The sequence below is a fragment of the Nostoc flagelliforme FACHB-838 genome (assembly GCF_014698065.1).
In the GTDB taxonomy this organism is placed as follows: domain Bacteria; phylum Cyanobacteriota; class Cyanobacteriia; order Cyanobacteriales; family Nostocaceae; genus Nostoc; species Nostoc flagelliforme_B.
This window is the reverse complement of record NZ_JACJSI010000119.1, coordinates 1-19397: the sequence shown is the minus strand read 5'-3', so window position 1 is coordinate 19397 and position 19397 is coordinate 1. Positions and strand designations below refer to the sequence as shown.

Genomic DNA, 19397 nt, shown 5'->3' with positions numbered 1-19397 from the left:
TAATGCTTGATAATCTCCAGTGCTGGCTTTTCGTTGCAGCCATAGGTTGATTGTGTTTCGACTGATTTGAAAAACTTGCGCTGCTTCCGTTTTGTTCATCCCGTCTAACTCTATTGCCTGAATTACCTTCTGGCGTAAGTCGTAACTGTAAGGTTTTGGCATGAGCTTTCCTTGAGCTGAACGCTTCATCTGTATCTAGTTTTACTTTACTCACTAATTATACTGTTTGTCCTAACCGCCTTGGCGCTTGCTATAATATGTAATTTTTAATACAAAATAGTAGTAAGGTTTTGACTTTCTTTAGCCAGTAAAGCTGTTTTATTGAATATCATAAATTTAGCGATCGCACTTAATCTCAAGTATTGCATTAAACTCCATATCCAAATTATGCGTGTATGCACAACTTGTATGGTGCGATCGCACATCCTGGTAGAGTATATAATCAGGCGATCGTTCACTTGTAGAAATACTTATACAGCCTTTTGACTATTCTAACCAGTTCTCAAATTGCAAATTAGGTATATTTTTAAAATCTTTGATTAACTTCACGATTATTTCTGCTTCATTAGGAATACTGAGAATTTGCTCTAATAATTCAATAGTTTGACCGCGTTTGATTCCTGTAATTTTCATTGTATAACTTACTCTTAGAATCACTACTATTGAAATATCAGATATTTATCTCATTAGTTAATCCTAACTGATGTGCGATAGGGCTTGCATAAAAAACCTCTAAAACTCTGATTTCTCCGTACCCTCCGCGCCTCTGCGGTAGCCTGCGGCAAGCCGTACCACTTCGTGGAAGCAAGCTACGCGTAGCGTCTCGTAGAGAAGCGTCTACGTTATTCTATAATAATTGTTAATTACAAATTATTTTAACCTACTCATTAGTTGTTGCTTCCAGCCAAACTTCCACATCATCTGCTAGCAACTTCTGTGCTGCATCCATCATTGATATTGCAATATCTTTAAGGTCTTCGCGGTTGTTCAAGTAAGTTTTTAAGGCTTCCATTGGGTCGATGCTACTACTCGCACTCAATTCAGGAATCCGAGGCCTGGCTAATTGACTCACTAATTCTGCTTGAATGGTGTAGGTATGAGCCGGACTTAAAGCAGTATGTAGAGAGGAACTGTCAATTAAATCCATCTGTTCAGAGCGGAGTTTGTAAATTAGCCGCACTACAGCATCTTGAATATCATACTTGGCGATCGCTTTCATTAACATCGCTTGCGGATCATCTGCTTTTGAGATATCCACCTCAATGGTGCGGAAAGTCCGAACTGTTAAGGGACAAAATTCCCATTCAACCTTCCCCCGCTCCAGTTCCAGCATTACATAGCCTTTGTCTTCTTTTTCTTCACTAAAATCTACCCGTTCAATACTCCCTGGATAAATCACCGGCGGGTTGTTGGATTTATTCAGATTTTGGTGGCGGTGGACGTGTCCCAAGGCTACATAATCAAAACAAGGTCGCGTCAGCAAAGATAGGGGTAGAGTGAAACCTTTACCCACCGCTAAAAATCGTTCTGCGCCCAAAGTAGCATTGTCAGACATCAAGTGAGCCAAAAGAACAGTTGGCACATCAGGGTCAAGACGGCGAACTTCCCCTTCTAGAACTACTCGCAGACGTTCTGTTAATAGTTGGTTGACTTCTGCCAAAGATAAACCTTCAGTCTCTTGGCGAGTCATTAAAGTAGAACGAGTCAGCCAAGGCAGGGTGATTACTTGCACTTTGCCATTACGGGTTTCGATACAGTGAGTAGTTAATGTATCACCGACAACAAACCCTGGCACTCCCAAAGTGCGGTAAATATTTAAACTCGCTCCTCCCTGTCCTTGGGAATGTTGGTCGTGATTGCCTACCAACAGCACTGTCGGAATATTGGCATCCATCAGACGGCGAAACTGGCTAGCAAAAGCTTGTTGTACATAAGGCGGTGGTGTAGCATCCGGGAAAGCATCGCCACCAAATATAACCATATCAACAGCATCTGTCAGCGCTCGGTCAATACATATAGACAAAGTATTGACAAAATCCTCCAGGCGTGTATTTAATCCAGTCGTGGGATTAATTCGTCCGTGGGAGAAGCCGCTTCCCATGTGGATGTCCGAGAGGTGGAGGATCTTAATCATATTTGTCTTTTGTTCTTAGTCATTTGCCCTTTGTCTAATACTAATGACAAATGACAAATGACCAATGACTAAATATGAATTCCGCATTCTGTTTTATCACTTCCCCGCCAACGTCCGGCGCGTTCGTCTTCGCCTTCGCCTACTTTGGTGGTGATGGGTTGGTCGCCTATGCTGGGATAACCTTGGTCGTGGAGGGGATTGTAGATGACTCCATGTTCAGCCACATAAACCCAGCTATCTTGGCGTGTCCAAGTAGCTATGGGATTTACTTTCAGCCGACCTTTACCGTCTAATTCAAATATGGGCATATTAGCACGGGTTACTGCTTGGTCACGGCGGCGGCCAGTAATCCAAGCGACGCTGTTGAGTTCGTCTAGACCCCGTAACAGTGGTTCAATTTTTGTAATGTGGTGGAATTGGGCAATATCCTTGTCCCAAAGTTTCTCGCCATACTTGGTTTCAAAGGCTTCGCGGGTGTTTACGTCTGGGGTTTTGAAAGTTTGCAAATCCAGGTTGTAGATTTGTTTAGCTTTGGCTACTAATTCTAGGCTTTCAGGGAAGTGGTGCAAGGTGTCAAGAAAGATCACAGGAACGGGATGCTTCAGTTCACTGTAAAGAATATGGGTAATTATCATGTCATCCACGTTAAAGGCGCTTGTTTGCACCAGCCCCGTTGGGATATTCTCTATAGACCATGCCAGTATTTCTTTGGGAGTGGCAGTTTCAAATTGCTCATTTAATTTTTCTAAGTCAAAAGCGATCGCTTGGTTTATAGATGCCGTAGAGACTGTCATGATAATCTTCTGTTCAAATATTTTTACCTTGATTAAGATTTATTTTACCTCACCAAGGCCCATATTCCGCCCGGAAATGAGGTAATTATTCTGTTCGGAAATTACTACATTTTGGAATTGGAGAATGGGGAGTGGGGAAACTAGCAGGATAACCCATTACAAGTAAAAATCAACACCTAAATACAAATTAAGGATTTACTAAGAAAGTTTACGTAAATTTAAGTTTTACAATGGTTATATAGATATTTATACTGATTTTGATATGGTTAAGGAACAATTAATAAAAAGGATTTTACTTAAATGAACACTTCAAAATCCCCCAATCGCTTAGGCGAATCCATAATTATGGGCGCTTTGATGATGTTAACTAGCGTTGGCATTATTACAATAATGAACTTTTTCTAAAATTCAAATTTCTAATTTTAGCAATAAAACTTTACACAGCCCTGCTCAAAACTGAGTGGGGCTTTTACTTTTCTAATGCACATATATATAACGGTGGATATTACAGCTATTTTCGGGTAAACAGACCACGGGGTAGAAGCGCAAGGCCTTGCGCCCCTACGACAGGTGTGGTTCAAATACATGAAATTCAAGAGTTTTTAGATGCGGTTTCATCTCAACTTGGAGAAGATATTGCACTCCTTTAAATTGACCAAGCCGCAGCACCCTAAACGAGCTTTTCAGTCCAATCACATCGGAACGTGTTATATCTTTAACTTCTTATGACTTTCTTCTCGAAGCTCTTTTCTATGCAGCTTCAATGCAAATTTATATAAGATTATTCTCTCCCTATATCTAACTGTACTTGCAATCCGTCATTGTCACTTCCAGACTGAGCCGGTGCTAAGAAAACCGAAGTGTCTGGCTGTGATAATGATTCGTTAAAACGGATTTTGACTGGAGTTTTATTGTCTCTTCTATTATTGGGAATGCTTACTGGATTAGGTTGCTCAAAAAAACTTATAAAGTCATCTTGGGCTGTTTTATTATCAATTCCAACTAGAGAATCACCAGTTAATCTATATTGTCCTGGAATTCTGCTTGATGTTGGTGACTGAGCGTAGACCTGGCTTTCTATGCTTACAAAAGCTGCTGCAATTCCCAAAAAAGCAATAAGTTTGGCGTTCATTTGTTTCATCCAAATTATCTTCAGTATTGCTTGTCTATTATTCTCTAGGCAAATTATTTTAATTTACCTATGGTTAAATTGAATTACTATAATTGTATTGCGTGTATATTTAGCTCGTCAATAATTCTGGCTCTATCTTGGGTAGTATAAAAAACAAAATATAACCAAGCTATAACTTTGGCATTCTTTTGGATAGAGTAATTATCTGGTTTTGTTTCTGTGCGATCGCAGTCAAGTTTGTTAAGATATTCCCACATTAAATTAAGGATATTTAACAGTTGCAGTAGAGCGATGCCTACGGCGGGCTACGCCTACGCACTCAGCACAGAAAAAGGTAAGATTGCGTAAACCTAGCTTGTCGTAGACATCGCTAACAAACAAGCGCTTTCTCACTACCAGGGATACCAATCGAGATATTGAGTATGCCGTTAAATATCCATGACTTTTCACGATATCTGAACAACCTCTCTCTAAATCTCTCTCCTTTTAGGAGAGAGACGCTGGTTCTTGGTTACTGCTGTAGTAATTGAACTTGCTCTCTTGTCAGGAATTTGGGCATGGTTGTCTGGAGAAGTTGCGAAAACATCAAATGTCAGAGGATTGGTTCAAATGATTGGTGCTGCCTTATTGGGAGCCTTTTTAGTGAATATTCTCCAACTCATCTTCGGTAACGTTTGGGGTAGACAGTCTTCACAACCAACTCCCTCTCAACCAGATACAAATCCGGAAACTGTTGTCAGAGCAGGAACTGTTGTTAGAAGGACGCGAATAACAGGGAAAGAAAATATAGCAAGAGTTACCAAAGGAGACGCTTTGGTAGAAGATACTCAGATAGACGGTGAAAACAACAAGTTTTCTGTGACAGACGATGCTAATCCTCCATCTTCTCCTCAACAAAATAATTCTCCGAATCCATGATTATTGCTAATCGCACACAGGAACTTCTACTTTTCAACCAGATGGTAAAGGGAAGCTTTGGCAAACGGGTGCTACTGATTGAAGCTAAATCTGGTTTAGGTAAGACTCAGTTACTGGCACTGTTTCAGCATAGTTTGCCTAAAAATATATTATCTGTACCAGTGGATCTCAAAACAGCACAGCAAGGAATTCCCTATATCTTTTCTCGTGTACGCAAGCGTTTAGGAGAAGAAAGTTTTCCTTCTTTAAACGCTGCTGTTAGGCGATATCTTAAATCGGGAATAGAGATAGCTGACACTACGATGACTGGCAATGATAATCAATTGAGCGTAGTTTTGTCTAATGATGAATCTACACGCAATTTTCGCTTGACTGAACTACGAGAAGCATTTTTTCAGGACTTGCGGAAAATTCCTCAAACATTAGTTTTTTTGTTTGATTCTTACGAAAAAGCCGCTACTGAACTGGCAAACTGGTTAGAGGGAGAATTTTTAGCAGATGTTGTTGATACACCCAAGTTAATTGTAGTAATTGCTGGGCAGAAGATTCCTCAACCGACAATTGAATGGATGAATTTACATCACTGTTGTTGCTTGGAAGCCATCTCCGAAGCAAAGGCATGGTATGACTACACCCAAAAAGCTGGATTGCGCTTGAATCAAGATCAGGTAAAAACAGCGATGCAGATACTAGGAGGAGAACCTGCTCCAATTGTGCAATGGTTACAAACACTAGCAAAGGAAGGGCAATGAATAGTGAGTTATTGCAGAAGCTGGCAAAGGCACAAACAGATGAAGAACGCTCTTGGATTGTCACGGAAAGTTTGCTTTCGACGCTTTCACCTGAGTTAGCAGCGGCTGTATGGGCAGCAGTAGTGCCACACTGGTTTAATGCAGAGATTTTGGCAGCACTGCGCCCAGAATTGCAAAAACAATCATCTCAGCTTTATACAGAATTGCAAGCTTTACCTTTTGTGGAAGAGTTTCCTGATAGAGGGCATAATGTTCATGATTTGACGCGAAATCTGATGTTAAAACATCTGCGGCAAGAACGTCGGCATGAGTTTATCACGTTGTCGCAACGGGCAGCCGAGTATTTTGGCAGCACCAATGAACAGCCAGAAACTCAAATTGAATGGCTGTATCACTTGATTGTAGTTGACCGAGAGTGGAAAGGCGGTGAGCTTTGGGATTTAGCCCAAAACTGGAACAATAATTTTCGTGTTGCCGAACTAGAATCGCTGATTACAGCATTATTAGAACAGGTTGCAGCAGAGCAAGTGGCAACTCCAGCTAAAGCAGAAGTTTATTATTGGGCAGGTAAAGCGAAGTTTCGAGTTTATAGAACAAGAGAAGCCTTAGAGCTATACGAAGCAGCATTGGCATTCTACCGCGACATAGGCGATCGCTTGGGTGAAGCTAATACATTAAGAGCAATCGGCGATGTCTTGCAGTTCCTAGACCGACGCAGCGAAGCCTTAGAGCTATACGAAGCAGCATTGGCATTCTACCGCGACATAGGCGATCGCTGGGGTGAAGCTAATACATTAAGAGCAATCGGCGATGTCTTGCAGTTCCTAGACCGACGCAGCGAAGCCTTAGAGCTATACGAAGCAGCATTGGCATTCTACCGCGACATTGGTGCTCGCTTGGGTGAAGCTAATACTTTAAGAGCAATCGGCAACGTCTTACAGTTCCTAGACCGACGCAGCGAAGCGTTAGAACGCTACGAAGCAGCATTGGCATTCTACCGCGACATTGGTGCTCGTTTGGGTGAAGCTAATACTTTAAGAGCAATCGGCGATGTCTTGCAGTTCCTAGACCAAAACAGCGAAGCCTTAGAGCGCTACGAAGCTGCATTGGCATTCTACCGCAACATTGGCGCTCGCTTGGGTGAAGCTAATACATTAAAAGCTATCGGCGATGTCTTGCAGTTCCTAGACCAAAACAGCGAAGCCTTAGAGCGCTACGAAGCTGCATTGGCATTCTACCGCGACATAGGCGCTCGCTTGGGTGAAGCTAATACTTTAGAAGCTATCGGCATCTTGCAAGAAAATTTAACTTTGGGTTTAGAGTATTGTCAGGCAGCGTTAGAACTGTATACCCAAATTGGTACTAAGTATAGCCAAAGTCGTAATTTGATTTACTTCACATCTGAAATTCTCTTAGAACTGGGACGGCAAAAAGAGGCTGTAGATGCGCTCAATCGCGCTATTGAGCTTGCTAGAGAGATTCCCTATCAAATTTTTGTAGAAGATGCGACAGCCAAACTCCAAGAAATCCAAGAAAATCACGAGTTTCATTGACAAAATCATGAGTTTCATTGACAAAATCACGATTTTCATTGACAAAATCATGAGTTTCATTGACAAAATCACGATTTTCATTGACAAAATCACGAGTTTCATTAACAAAATCATGATTTTCATTAACAAACTCATGATTTTTGCGTTAAATACTGAATTAATCGTTATATAAAATACTAATTTTTGAGGACTTTACTGAACTTAGATTCAGCTTTAGTGAGGCAAACTAGCTCTAAAGCAGATAAAAAGGATATATTTATGTCGCGTCAAAAACGTACATACCGCGTTTTAGAAAAAGCTGAATTCAGAACAGCAGGACTGAAAGCCATCGATCCGACTATGGATTTTGGCGATGGGCGCAACTTGGAAAGTATGACACAACTAATTGAGCAATATCGTACCAAGATAGATACTTATAATACTGCTTTAACCGTGATTGACTCTTCTAAAACTGAGATGGACGAATTGGATAAAACTTTAAGTGATCTAGCTGAGAAAATGCTTATTGGAGTTGCTTTTAAATACGGCAAAGATAGCCGTGAATATGAAATGGCGGGTGCTGTTCGCAAGAGCGATCGCATCCGCAAAAGCACAGCGACACGCTTAAAGGCGACTCTAGAGAAACCAGCAAGTGATGATAACACTCAAACTGCATAGTCTTGTCTGTATTTAAAGTACGCAATTAGAAGCACAACATTATTCTCGTAAGCTTTTGATCCCCCCTAACCCCCCTTAAAAAAGGGGGGAACCGGAGTCAAAGTCCCCCTTTTTAAGGGGGATTTAGGGGGATCTTTAACACCGTAGCCTTACTTATTAAAGAGAGGGGTTAGGGGTGAGATTTAAAAATGTCCTTCATGCAAACGAGAACCGCTATATCTCAAAGTAATTCTCTTCTCCCCTTGCTTATTCCCTCGCTTTTTTCCAAGGAAGTTTGACTGTAAAACGACTACCTCTGCCTAACTGACTTTCGGCATGGACAGTACCACCATGCAACTCGACAATTTTTTGCACCATTACTAATCCTAAACCGGTGCCTGGAGAACGACGGGTAGAAGAATTTTCAACCTGTACAAAAGGTTGAAATAATTTGAAAAGGTCATCGGAAAGCATACCAATACCCGTATCTACTACGCTGAAAAAGATATACTCATTTGTGGAACTTGGTTGGACTTCAATCCAAACTTCGCCTCCTTCTTTAGTAAACTTGATGGCATTAGTCAACAAGTTAATGAATACTTGGCGAATGCGGACTTCATCAATTTGGATGGGTTCGAGTTCTTCTGGTATTTGTGCCCTCAGACGGATATTTTTCTGGAACGCTAGATGTTTGACAAAACTTAGGCTGGAATTACATAATTCCTGAATTGAAGTAGTAGCTAGTTGCAGTTTTATCTTGGTAGATTCGGTATCGGTAAACTCAAGAATCTGGTTAATTAATTCTAGTAGGTTCTTACCGCTAGATTCGAGCGTATTTAGAGACTGGCGCTGTTCTTCACTCACAGGGCCATACACTTCACTTTGAAGTCCTTGTGTCGTTTCTAGAATGGAGCTTAAAGGATTTCTCAGATCGTGGCTGATGTTTTCTAAAAAGGTACTTTTGGCACGATTGGCCACTTCAACAGCTTCTTTAGCCTCACGCAGAGCGGATTCTGTACGTTTGCGATCGCAGATTTCTAAAGTCAAGGTGACAAATTCTGCAATTGAGCTAACAAAGTTTTGCTCACTCAGTTTCCATGTCCGGGGGGTGTCAATTTGCTCATACAATACCGTTCCCACGACTTTACCCCCAACCCAAATAGAGCTATCAATTAGGGATACAATATTCTTTGGTTTTAGTAATTCATCCCATAATTCTTGTACTCGGAGATCGGTACGAGTATCGGTGACGATGATAGTACTCGAAGCTGCCAGGGTTTTAAAGTAGATTAAATAATCTGCAAGGTTGCGCTCTAAACCTGCTGAATGTATCTGATTACTACGTTCATAGAGATTTATACATTGTAGTTTGGTGCGTTGGCGCAGCTCGCCGTAGGCATCGCTATCGAATAACCACACACTTACTCGCTCTACTTCTAAAGCATTCGCTGCTTTTTCTGTGATAACTTTGAATGCTGTTTCTAAACTTCCTTCTGAAATTGCTTTGTGATTTGCCAGTTCTACTAGTACTTGATGATGCTGTTGTAGTTTTTGCTCATTGTTGATCCGTTCTTGAATCTCTTGCTGTAATTCTTGAGTTCGCTGCTTAACTTGTAGTTCTAATTCTTCATTTTTATTAGTTAGTGCAGTAAATTTTTTCTGTAACTGTTGCGCCATCTCATTAAAAGATTCACCCAGCACCTCTAGTTCTTTAATGCCTTGTACTTTCACTACTGAATCTTCGCAATTAGTAAAATTGGCTAAATCTTTTATCGTATTGCTGAAATACAAAATTGGCTGAGTTAGCCAACGAGCGGTGATAATCCCCAATAAAATAGCTAGTCCTAATACTCCGAGACAGAGAAAAATTGTAGTTTGAGTGTTGCGGTTAAGCTGTCCAATAAAATCTGCTTCGGGAACAGCTACCACAATTAACCAGTTGATATTTGATTCGCTCTGTAATGGTCTAATTTCTAAAAATTGTCGTTTGCCATCAACTGAGAAATCTAGTTGCTGTAAACTTTCAATCTGGTCAAAACTATTAAATTTAGTCGTTAAATATTTAGCGGTTGCTTGAGTAAAAGAATTCCTGCTTTGGGAAGCTGCTAACCGAATGGGTTTCCCATTTTGTAAGCGGAATGGTTCTTCGGTTGTGGAACTTGCGACTAATAGCCCCGATCGCTCGATAATAAAAATCTGTCCAGACTTGCCAACTTTGATGTTTTGCAGCAAATCCCCAATTTGTGATAGATGAGTTAGAGTGCTGTTGACTCCGAGTAACTGACTTTGTGAGTTATAGATGGGTTGAGATGCACCAATGAGTAGCGTTGGTTCAGTCAGGGGTGTAAAAATCTGACTAAAGCTGAACTTTTTGGCGGTAACTGCTGTTTGATAATCAGGACGCGATCGCGCATCATAGTTTTTGATTACCTCTGGTAGTTGAGTACGTTGTCCTTGAGAGTCAATTTTGTAGGTGTAGAGGTCGTAACCAGTTGACTTTCCGGCTTTTCTGAGTAAGAATTCGCGATCGTTGAGCTTCTCTACCGCTAAGTGTTCTTGCTGTTCATTACTTGCCGTTAAAATCAACGCATCGGGAAAAATCTTTAACTGCTCTATTAAGTATGACTCCCAGGTTGCCAGATTTTCTATCTTCAGCAACCCCATATCAATAATATTTTGATTACTGCCTAATACTTGACGCGGAGTTGACAGATAAGTTTGTAAATTTTGCTCTACTCGATTACCAATTTCACGCCGCAATTCGCTAGTTACTTCATTGACTGCTTTTTGCCCATTCTCAATTGACAAGTATGCAGTCAATCCTACAGCTAGCGAGATTTGCAGCAGAAACAACGCTACTAAAATCCGCCTTAGAGGTACGCCTTTAAACAGTGAAAAAGCACCACCTTGCCCAAAATTTTTGTTCATTTGCCCACTTTCCATGCTACCCCTTCCTATCTTGTAGTACTGAGTACAACACCTCGACTTCGCTGTATTGTGGGCTGATGCATAGTTTGTACTCGGTCGGGTCAAGTGCCAATATACCACTTCTGGCAAAAGAACAAAACGTTAATTAACTGCACTTGTAGATTTTGACAGGTGAAATATTATCAAATTTCATGTTTAATCAAACCTACTCAGGACTTATGCAAAATTATGAAAAAATGAACCGCATACTCCTACGGAGAAGCAAGCTACGCGCAGCGTCTCGTTAGAGAAGAACGCAAAGGAGAGGCAGCGCGGTCTTGGGGGTTTCCCCCATGAGCGACTGCCGTCACAAAGTAATAAGAGTTTGAGAGAGTTTTTGCATAAGTCCTACTACTTACTTGAAGAGAATCTTTCAGTTGATATACCAAATATCTAAGAGGATGTTTTAAAAGTCCCTTTATTGGTATCAAAGGTTCAGATCCCCCTAAATTCCCCGATAAATTGGGGGACTTTGATTCCGGTTCTCCCCTTTTTAAGGGGGGTTAGGGGGGATCTAGAAGTACTTAAAAGCACAGCCAAACACTTTTAAAACAACTTCTAAATATGATACCGAGCAAAAAGTCTTTGTTCACAACATTTAGAAGATGGGAACTCTAACTAATAAGCTTAATTACAATATCCCATCTAAACCGGCCAATCATGCTCCATACTAATCATTCCAGTTTGGGCCAATCTTCTTACCCTCGCTTGACTAGAAGCCTGAGTGCTGTTGAAAGTTGGGGCTTTGGTTTGACAGCTCATATTTCTTGGACAGCATTGGTTCCAGCAATTCATGCTGCTCTCGGTGTCCAAGCTATTTTTGTCTGGATACCTGCGGTGATTTTTGGAATGCTGCTTAACTATCAGGTAAAACGCTTGGGTATGCATTTCATGAACGTGGCTGGAGGAACACCTAATTATGCTACCAAGCTACTACAAAACTACCCAGGACTAGCTCGCTATGCAGTCATTGGCTACCTCCTCAACTGGGTTTCTTACCTGTCAGTTAATACAATCGTACTTAGAGATTTAATTAAAGTGAATTTGGAGGCGCTGGGTGTTACCTGTCCAGACATCTTTCTGGATATCGGCTTTACACTGTTGCCTTTTATTGTGGCGTTTAGCGGTACTCGCGCCCTAAGTATTTTACATTTGTTTTTTGTAATTCCAGCCTTTGGACTGCTAATTACCTTTTGTGTGCAAGGTCTTGGTTGGTTAGCTTTTTCTCCCGTTAGTCCTGGTTTTTTTCCGAGCAGTTGGTCATCTTTGAGCTTTGTGGATTGGGCAAAGTGGTTCTTTTTCGTCACTTATGCAACCTACAGTTGTGAAACAGCTTCTTCTTTTGTCGCCGATAGCCGCCACCCCACCAAGACGCTGCGCTTTCTAGACATTGCAGCTTGGATGATGCCACCCATCTTTATCGGGGGATCTTGGATAGTAATGCGGTTAGCAACAAATCCAGACTTTAAAGATAATGCTTTCTTGAATCTTGTGGCGGCTTCCCAGCCCTTTTGGGGAAGATTCGCTGGTGTAAGTGTTTCGTTTTTACTAGTAGCTGCTTGTTTACTTGGTTCGGCAACAGTCGTTTCTAATTGCCCGCGAATTTTGTATCAACTGGCTTTAGATAATCACATTTCACCAGTCTTTTCTGTTGTATCCCGTCGGGGTGTGTTTGCCCCAGCATTGATGTTGACACTGGTATTGTGCCTAATCTATTTAATTTGGGGAGATGTAGCGCGAATCGTGGCTGTTGGTAACATCGGTTGGTTTGTCTCCTTTATGTTACTGCATTTGGGGCTTTGGCTTGGGCGCGATCGCTCAGAAGTTTTGTTTCCTCGGCTATCTCTGGGCATTCTGCTGTTAGAAGTTGTGGTGCTGGTAGTGGGTGGACTAGCTTGGGGTTGGCTCAACTTGCTAATTGGGTTATTATCTCCCATTGGTGTTATGGCAATTGATGCAGTAATTCGCCGTGTAAATTTCCCTCCGTTCCATCTCAGTTGGTGGATGCGGCGACATCGCAAGCGCCCTGTAGTAATCATCAAAGACTCAGTAATTATTCAGGTGAGCATTCTGATTTTTTTACTGTGCAGCGCTGTGGGAGTTGGCTGGTTATTTGGTGTCAAACTTAATAAAGTGGCAACTGCGGGGGGTGAAAATATATTTGTAGTGCTGTTGATGAGTGTGGCATTTGTGGGAGTAGCGATCGCTTGTTGGACAAGTTTACCGCAAGTAGTGGCGATCGCAGAAGCAAGAGAAGCTGCCGAACACTTGTTTACTGTCGCTCAAGATGGCATTTTAGTCGTAGATGATCAAGGCATTATTCGACAAGCTAACCCAGCCACTGAATCATTCTTTGGTGTCACCCCATCTGAGTTGCGGGGAAATCATCTGAAAAAATGGCTACCTGCATTAGTTTATGAGTATCCAGAGGAGTGGAAAAAGCGTAGCGAACAAACCATACTCGGCAATGGCAAAAACAAAATCCTAGAAGTTTCGATTTCAGACCGACCCCATCAAGATTTTCAAGAGTATGTCGTCATTCTCCACGATATTACCCAGCGCAAACAAGCAGAGCAGATATTGCGATATTCAGAAGCACAATTGCGCCAAGAAGCAAAGCAGCTAGCATCTCAACTAGTGCATAGTGAAAAGATGTCTAGTTTGGGGCAGTTGGTAGCAGGTGTAGCGCACGAAATCAACAACCCAGTCAATTTTATTTCTGGCAATATCACTTATGCCAATCAATATATTCAAGATTTACTCAGATTGGTGCAATTGTACCAGCAAAACTATCCTAATCCAGTAACGGAAATTCAAAAAGAAACAGAAGCGATCGACTTAGATTTTCTGATTGCAGACTTGCCCAACTTGCTAACTTCTATGAAAGTTGGTGCAGAACGAATCACAGAAATTGTCTTATCTCTGCGAAACTTTTCTCGGTTAGACGAAGCAGAAATGAAAGCTGTGAATATCCATGAAGGTATAGATAATACGTTGATGATTCTGGAACATCGCCTCAAACCTAAATCTAACTATCAAACAATTGAAATCATTAAAGAGTACGGCGACCTGCCATTAGTAGAATGTTATGCTGGACAACTGAATCAAGTATTTATGAATCTTCTGGCAAATGCGATCGATGCTTTAGAAGAAGTAGTGATAAATGGTGAATGGGGAGCAGGGGAAAAAGCGCTTCTTACTCCTCAGATACGGATTTATACTAAACTTACTAATGAAAATCAGGTAGTTATTTGCATTGGTGATAATGGGATAGGCATTCCAGAAAAGTTACAAAAACAATTATTTGAACCATTCTTTACTACTAAGCCAGTTGGTAAAGGTACTGGGTTAGGTTTATCTATTAGTTATCAGATTATCACTCAAAAACATCAGGGAACATTAGAATGTATTTCTGCTCCTGGACAGGGGACAGAATTTGTAATTGTAATTCCGCTAAACCAGCAAGCTATTTAATTGTCAACATCATTTGATGTGGTTAAATTTTTAACCAAAATAAAATAAATATAGCGTTTCTCGTTTATGCAATATACTTTGACCTCTCTCCTTTTAGGCTACGGTGTATACACAAGTCTTATAGAGTTGCGCCACAGGCTTTTGATCCCCCCAACCCCCCTTAAAAAGGGGGGCAAAAAGCTCTCAAAGTTTTGATCCCCCCAACCCCCCTTAAAAAAGGGGGCAAAAAGCTCTCAAAGTTTTGATCCCCTCAACCCCCCTTAAAAAAGGGGGCAAAAAGCTCTCAAAGTTTTGATCCCCCCAACCCCCCTTAAAAAGGGGGGCAAAAAGCTCTCAAAGTCCCCCTTTTTAAGGGGGATTTAGGGGGATCTACGCTGAGTATTTTAGTTGCTCATCTCGACTAACTTGCAGGAGCGATCGCAGTAGCTCGGTTTTTATACCTTGATTCCTTAACGCCATTGTTTTACGGTGCAGATCCCAGGTTTCATAGAGTAGAAACGATGGAAATCCCTGTATGAGATTTGTTTGCTCTATTTTCACCCTTAGCGTTGCTTGCTGTTTAATTAGAGTGTTAGGCTGAGGTTTTCTGGCTAAACCACCTGTATAGGTTGTTACTCAGAAAAAGTCTGGCTATTACTCCGATTTTGTTAGTGAGAGAAAGGATTTGGTCATGGCAAGAGATGAGGCTTATCGTGAAGCAGAGCAGCGTAGCGTATTGAAAAGGCACGGCAAGAGGGAGCAATAGAACTTGATCTCAGCGATATGGAACTCACTGAGATACCAGAAGCGATCGCATCCCTGACTCAATTGCAAGTGCTTAACCTCGGCAACAACCAACTGAGCCAACTGCCAGAAGCGATCGCATCCCTGACTCAGTTGCAAGTGCTTTTCCTTTATAGTAACCAACTGAACATACTACCAGAGGTAATCACATACCTAACTCATTTGCGAACGCTTTCACTTTCCAATAATAAACTAACCCATCTGCCAGAGGCGATCACATCCCTTACTCATTTGCAAGAGCTTGACCTTGCCAACAACCAACTGACCCAACTGCCAGAAGCGATCGCATCCCTGACTCAGTTGCAAAATCTTGACCTCCACAACAACCAACTGACCGAACTGCCAGAAGCGATCGCATCCCTGACTGGGTTGCAACGGCTTGACCTTTCCGACAACCAATTGACCGAACTGCCGGAAGCGATCGCATCCCTGACTCAGTTGCAACAGCTTGACCTCCGCAACAACCAACTGAGCGAACTGCCAAAAGCGATCGCATCCCTGACTCAATTGGAAGTGCTTAACCTCGACAATAACCAACTGAGCGAACTGCCAGAAGCGATCGCATCCCTGACTGGGTTGCAACGGCTTGACCTCGACAACAACCAACTGAGCGAACTGCCAGAAGCGATCGCATCCCTGACTGGGTTGCAACAGCTTTACCTCGACAACAACCAACTGAGCGAACTGCCAGAAGCGATCGCATCCCTGACTGGGTTGCAACGGCTTGACCTCGACAACAACCAACTAAGCGAACTGCCAGAAGCGATCGCATCCCTGACTGGGTTGCAACAGCTTGACCTCGACAACAACCAACTGAGCGAACTGCCAGAAGCGATCGCATCCCTGACTAAATTGGAAGTGCTTTTCCTCGACAACAACGAACTGACCGAACTGCCAGAAGCGATCGCATCCCTGACTGTGTTGCAAAATCTTTACCTCGACAATAATCCTCTCAACCCTGACCTTGCAGCCGCTTACGAACAAGGCACAGAAACTGTTTTACAATACCTGCGGGCAAAGGCAGAAGAACAGATAACTTTGAATGAAGCCAAACTGATTCTAGTTGGCGAGGGTGAGGTGGGCAAGAGTTGTCTATTGGGAGCATTGCGGGGAGATGAATGGGTAGATGGTCGCCCCACAACTCACGGGATTGAAATTAAATCTGTAACCGTCACCGATCCCAACAGTGGCACAGAAATCAGGTTGAATGGTTGGGATTTTGGCGGTCAACGGGTTTATCGACCGACGCACCAGTTATTTTTCAGTGCGCCAGCCGTGTATCTCGTTATCTGGAAACCACGAGAAGGCCCCCAGCAAGGCTTTGTCAAAGAGTGGATTACGCTGATCAAAAATCGAGAACCAGATGCAAAGGTGTTAGTAGTTGCAACCCACGGCGGCCCCGGACAGCGACAACCAGACATTGACAGACAAGAAATTCTCGCTCAATTCGGCAGAGATACGGTAATCGATTTCTTCCATGTAGACAGCAAACCCAACCAAGATACGACACATTGCACCGGGATTGCAGAATTAAAAGATACTATTGCCCGTGTCGCTGCATCTCTTCCCGAAATGGGGCGATCTGTTCCAGCAAAGTGGCAACGGGTGCGGGAAACCTTACAGAAAAATGGCAAAGCCTATGTCCCTTACAATGATGTCATTGCCATCTGCGCTAAAGAGGAAATCGATGAGGAGCAAGCAGAACTATTCCTTCGCATCTCCCATATACTAGGGCATTTCATCCATTATCATAACGACTCAACACTACGCAATATCGTCATCCTCAAACCCGACTGGCTGGCAAAGGCGATCAGCTTCGTGCTAGATGATGAAACGACACGCAGACGCAACGGTTTAGTTGAATTTGAGCATCTCAGTCAGTTGTGGAGCCATCCGCCATTTACAGGCGAAGAAGGCTACCCCTCAGAATTGCATCCAATTTTTCTGCGGCTGATGGAACGCTTTGATCTATCCTACAAAGTGGTATTCGAGCGCCCAGAAACTAGCAATACCAGCCTCATCGCTCAACTTGTTCCCGACACACGCCCGGAGAAATTCGCTACTAATTGGGGAGAACAACCGGAAGCGGGAGACAGACAACAGGTGCAAATCTGCCGCATTGTGGATAGTCGCGGACAGTTTGCAGTAGCAGAAGGATTGTTTTACCAGTTGATTGTCCGATTGCACAAATACTCACTGGGGCGGGCGAATTACAATGACAGCATCCACTGGCAACGCGGCTTAATGCTTGACAATGACTACAATGGTCGGGCATTGCTGGAGTATGTTGGCACTGATGTAAAAATCACAGTCCGAGCAGCTTATCCAGAACGGTTCCTGTCTTATCTCACGGAAGAGATTAAATGGCTAGTCGAGAATTTCTGGGAAGGGTTGCGTTGTAATGTTATGGTTCCCTGCATTGCACCTTGCGGGATGAATGTACCTGGAAATGGAAAGTTTGAAGTAGCAAAGCTGATTGACAGTAAACGTCAGGGTATGGCGAAATTTCCCTGTATGATTTCTGGTTGTAACCAATGGCTAGACATTGATGAGTTAATGCAAAATGCACCAAGCTCACGGCAAACACCTATTGAAAAAATGCTTGTTGAAGGGTTTGGAGATATAAAGGACAAAATATATACCATTAGCGCACAAATGCAAACAGGCTTTCAGGAGTTGGATAAAAACGATCAGCGTATCTTGAGCCAAGCGGACGAGCGGTTTGCAGAAATGATGCAGATGCTCACTGATGAAGCAAAAGACGGGCCGCGTCTGTTTAGCTTTATGCCTGTTGAACGGAGATTTTTTGATCTCCCCCAATGGACGAGTGCTAAGTTTCAACTTACTCTCTGGTGCGAACACGCTCGTAAGCCACTTCCAGCCTTAAATCCCGATGACAAGAAAAAGGGAGTCTATGAATTAGACTTGTCTCGTGAATGGTTCATCAAAGCAGCTCCCTATCTCAAAACTGTTACCGGAATCCTGAGCTTAGTCTTACCCGTGGCAGGTTCGCTAACTAAACTTACACTGGATGACACCACCTACAAAGGTTTTGAAGAACAACTCGATTTGGGACAGAAAAGCATTGAGTCTACTTTGAAAGGCAGCGATATGGTTTTGGCTGGAAAGTCCAAGAGCGATACCCCTTTCTTAGAAGGCGATGCAATCCGCGCTCAAGGTTCGATTTTGCGAGAATTACACGCCCTTCTGAAAGTAAAAGATCCTAGTTTTGGTGGTTTAGTGCGGGTGCAGAACAAACGCCGTGAATTTCTGTGGGTTCATCCTGATTTTCAATTTTTGGATGTGAATGAGTTTTAATTTCCAGAATCAACTTTTTTGATATCGATTTAGTTATACCAATTTGAAAAAAGTACACCCGTAAGGGCACGGCATGTTCCCTACACCTTGCGATTTGCCAAAGTCAATTATTTTTTACGAACCACAGAGACGCAGAGGGCACTGAGAGAATAAAGAAATGCTTAACTGAACTGTATTGCATATTAGGCTAATTGTTGGGTTTCGTTCCTCAACCCAACCTACAAATATTACAAGTGTTTAATCGAACCTGATATTAGTTAACGGAACTCAGCTTGCTCAACCTTTGCTCGAAAGAACTCTAAGTAACGCTCTGTCCCAAACCACCAGCCTGCATTTATCTGAGCGGGAATTGTAAATCCGCCAAATGTTTGTTCTTCCTGAAATTCTCCACCAAAGGGAATGTAAGCATAACTACCATCTTCGGTGTGTTCTCCCCAACGTAAGAAAGAAAGCTTCAGCAGTTTGCCGTTAAAATCTGTAACCAGCGTCAGCGTTATAAGTTCACCATCAATATTTAAACTAGCTTGGATAGTTCTCTCATCAATTGCCTTCCAAGTTACGTTGTGTTGAAGTAGCAAAGCTGAAGGTAGCCAGAAAAATTCCCCAGTAAATCGTCCAATACTAGAGCGAGTAAGCTGTTCCACATTTAGTTTGCAATAGCAGCATTACCTTTATTTTTAATTTTTTTTCCCCATCTAATTATTAACTCTCCCTGATTTAACAATCTATTTAATAAGTTTTTCAGTTCCTCTACTGATTTAAATAGGCGATGAGATATGTATTCTTTCGCCGAATGCCATACAAGTTCGGCTAAATTCAAATCTGGGCTATACTCAGGCAGAAAATATAGTTGAATATTTGGTAAGTTTTTTTCAATCTCTGCCAATATAGTTTTCTTTTTATGGTAACTAGCGTTATCTAGAATTATCAAGATTT

The 19397-nt window shown here is 42.3% G+C and carries 17 protein-coding genes; 7 read left to right on the top strand and 10 right to left on the bottom strand.

Translation table 11 applies throughout. The annotated features are described in order from the left end of the window. The coding region (locus H6G97_RS31475) for an IS630 transposase-related protein (protein WP_190938912.1) at positions 1-162 on the bottom strand (162 nt) is incomplete at its 3' end. Positions 163-321: 159 nt separating this feature from the next. On the opposite strand from H6G97_RS31475, the gene H6G97_RS31470 reads away from it, so the two are divergent. Next, the gene (locus H6G97_RS31470; RefSeq protein WP_190944416.1) at positions 322-486 is read left to right on the top strand and encodes a hypothetical protein; all 165 of its coding nucleotides are present in this window, start codon (positions 322-324) and stop codon (positions 484-486) included. On the opposite strand, the gene H6G97_RS31465 is transcribed toward H6G97_RS31470, so the two are convergent. The 5 genes from H6G97_RS31465 to H6G97_RS31445 all read right to left on the bottom strand — a co-directional run bounded on the left by H6G97_RS31465 (position 487) and on the right by H6G97_RS31445 (position 4510). Continuing rightward, positions 487-633: a hypothetical protein gene (locus tag H6G97_RS31465; protein ID WP_190944417.1), complete on the bottom strand. Its 147-nt coding sequence runs from the start codon at positions 631-633 to the stop codon at positions 487-489. Between the two features lie 247 nt (positions 634-880). Next, positions 881-2134, bottom strand: a complete 1254-nt coding sequence (gene sbcD, locus H6G97_RS31460) for an exonuclease subunit SbcD (RefSeq protein ID WP_190944415.1) — start codon at positions 2132-2134, stop codon at positions 881-883. Positions 2135-2202: 68 nt separating this feature from the next. Then, positions 2203-2928: a phosphoadenosine phosphosulfate reductase gene (gene cysH / locus H6G97_RS31455; protein WP_190944414.1), complete on the bottom strand. Its 726-nt coding sequence runs from the start codon at positions 2926-2928 to the stop codon at positions 2203-2205. Between the two features lie 781 nt (positions 2929-3709). Further along, positions 3710-4069, bottom strand: a complete 360-nt coding sequence (locus H6G97_RS31450) for a hypothetical protein (protein ID WP_242055469.1) — start codon at positions 4067-4069, stop codon at positions 3710-3712. Positions 4070-4321: 252 nt separating this feature from the next. Then, positions 4322-4510 carry a hypothetical protein gene (locus H6G97_RS31445; protein ID WP_190944412.1) on the bottom strand — a complete coding sequence of 63 codons (189 nt, stop codon included), beginning with the start codon at positions 4508-4510 and terminating at the stop codon, positions 4322-4324. 57 nt (positions 4511-4567) lie between these two features. On the opposite strand from H6G97_RS31445, the gene H6G97_RS31440 reads away from it, so the two are divergent. The 4 genes from H6G97_RS31440 to H6G97_RS31425 all read left to right on the top strand — a co-directional run bounded on the left by H6G97_RS31440 (position 4568) and on the right by H6G97_RS31425 (position 7940). Continuing rightward, positions 4568-4978: a hypothetical protein gene (locus tag H6G97_RS31440; RefSeq protein WP_190944411.1), complete on the top strand. Its 411-nt coding sequence runs from the start codon at positions 4568-4570 to the stop codon at positions 4976-4978. Beyond that, positions 4975-5730 (top strand): hypothetical protein, encoded by a 756-nt coding sequence (locus H6G97_RS31435; RefSeq protein WP_190944410.1) that lies wholly within the window; start codon positions 4975-4977, stop codon positions 5728-5730. The genes H6G97_RS31440 and H6G97_RS31435 overlap by 4 nt, the downstream gene beginning before the upstream one ends. Continuing rightward, positions 5727-7283 (top strand): tetratricopeptide repeat protein, encoded by a 1557-nt coding sequence (locus tag H6G97_RS31430; protein ID WP_242055468.1) that lies wholly within the window; start codon positions 5727-5729, stop codon positions 7281-7283. The genes H6G97_RS31435 and H6G97_RS31430 overlap by 4 nt, the downstream gene beginning before the upstream one ends. Positions 7284-7541: 258 nt before the next feature. Then, on the top strand, positions 7542-7940 hold the full coding sequence (locus tag H6G97_RS31425; protein ID WP_190944408.1) for a hypothetical protein: 399 nt from the start codon (positions 7542-7544) through the stop codon (positions 7938-7940). Between the two features lie 246 nt (positions 7941-8186). Here H6G97_RS31425 and H6G97_RS31420 read toward each other — a convergent pair whose 3' ends face one another. Continuing rightward, positions 8187-10847, bottom strand: coding sequence for an ATP-binding protein (locus H6G97_RS31420; RefSeq protein ID WP_190944407.1), 2661 nt, complete (start codon positions 10845-10847; stop codon positions 8187-8189). A gap of 699 nt (positions 10848-11546) precedes the next feature. Here H6G97_RS31420 and H6G97_RS31415 point away from each other — a divergent pair. Next, a complete protein-coding gene (locus H6G97_RS31415; RefSeq protein WP_190944406.1) occupies positions 11547-14360 on the top strand; it encodes an ATP-binding protein in 2814 nt (937 codons plus the stop codon). A 369-nt stretch (positions 14361-14729) separates the two neighbouring features. Here the strand turns inward: H6G97_RS31415 and H6G97_RS31410 are convergent, their stop codons facing one another. Further along, positions 14730-14900, bottom strand: a complete 171-nt coding sequence (locus H6G97_RS31410) for a hypothetical protein (RefSeq protein WP_190944405.1) — start codon at positions 14898-14900, stop codon at positions 14730-14732. Positions 14901-15122: 222 nt separating this feature from the next. Between H6G97_RS31410 and H6G97_RS31405 the strand changes: the two genes are divergently transcribed. Then, on the top strand, positions 15123-18461 hold the full coding sequence (locus H6G97_RS31405) for a leucine-rich repeat domain-containing protein (RefSeq protein WP_190944404.1): 3339 nt from the start codon (positions 15123-15125) through the stop codon (positions 18459-18461). 257 nt (positions 18462-18718) lie between these two features. On the opposite strand, the gene H6G97_RS31400 is transcribed toward H6G97_RS31405, so the two are convergent. Both H6G97_RS31400 and H6G97_RS31395 read right to left on the bottom strand, forming a co-directional pair. Then, a complete protein-coding gene (locus tag H6G97_RS31400; protein ID WP_242055467.1) occupies positions 18719-19105 on the bottom strand; it encodes a DUF6920 family protein in 387 nt (128 codons plus the stop codon). 2 nt (positions 19106-19107) lie between these two features. Next, on the bottom strand, positions 19108-19397 hold a 290-nt coding region (locus tag H6G97_RS31395; protein WP_190944403.1), incomplete at its 5' end, for a transposase.